The organism is Phocaeicola abscessus CCUG 55929, assembly GCF_000312445.1.
Lineage (GTDB): Bacteria > Bacteroidota > Bacteroidia > Bacteroidales > Bacteroidaceae > Phocaeicola > Phocaeicola abscessus.
In genome coordinates this window covers 1-695 of the sequence record NZ_HE997194.1, presented here as the reverse complement: position 1 = coordinate 695, position 695 = coordinate 1, and the positions used below count along the sequence as shown (strand labels likewise).

At 54.7% G+C, this 695-nt stretch carries 2 pseudogenes; both read left to right on the top strand.

From position 1 onward, the window contains the following. A pseudogene (locus BN102_RS11055) lies at positions 1-376 on the top strand (DUF5119 domain-containing protein); the annotation flags it as partial. A 65-nt stretch (positions 377-441) separates the two neighbouring features. Next, a pseudogene (locus BN102_RS10450) lies at positions 442-695 on the top strand (fimbrillin family protein); the annotation flags it as partial.

The window sequence follows — 695 nt, the reverse complement described above, 5'->3', positions numbered from 1 at the left end:
GCTGAGTTTCTCGCTCTCGGGTCTCTCGGGAGGCCTGCTTGCGGGCAGAGACGAGCGTTCTTCTCTGCGAAGCACGATTCCCTTTCCCGCAAAGGCGGACGGGGCGGCCGAGAAAGTGACCGCTCGCTTCTTGTGCTTCGGCACGTCGACATCCGCCAATCCGTTGCGTACGCTCTCCCTGTATGTGATCCTCTCGGACGGGAGCAAGCAGTACTACACCTTCGACGTGAGCGCGCAGGTGAACGAGGCACCCGATCCGAAAAACGTGCACATCCTCATCGAGGGCCTGAACCTGCCCAAACCCATTGCGAACGGGGGAGGTTTCCATCCTACGATAGATGAGTGGCAGAGTATTACGGAAGAAATAGATATGTAGATGTTAAAAATAGTGATGTGACACTTTTATATTATCCATTTATCATTAATTAGACAATTAAAGACATGAAAAAGAATGTATTGTTTTTAGCTGCGGGCTTGCTGGCACTGGCTTCCTGCTCGCAGGACGAGACCACGGGTCTCGACCAAAGGGGAGAGATCAAGTTCCGCCCGTCGATCGGTGCCGTAACACGCGGACCCATCATTACGCAGGCCAACCTCTCTCCTTTCAAGGTGACGGCCCATAACGGGACGACCAACCTGTTCACCAACCTGGAGGTCAGCTCCGCCGACGGCGGTATCACCTGGACCACGGCCAA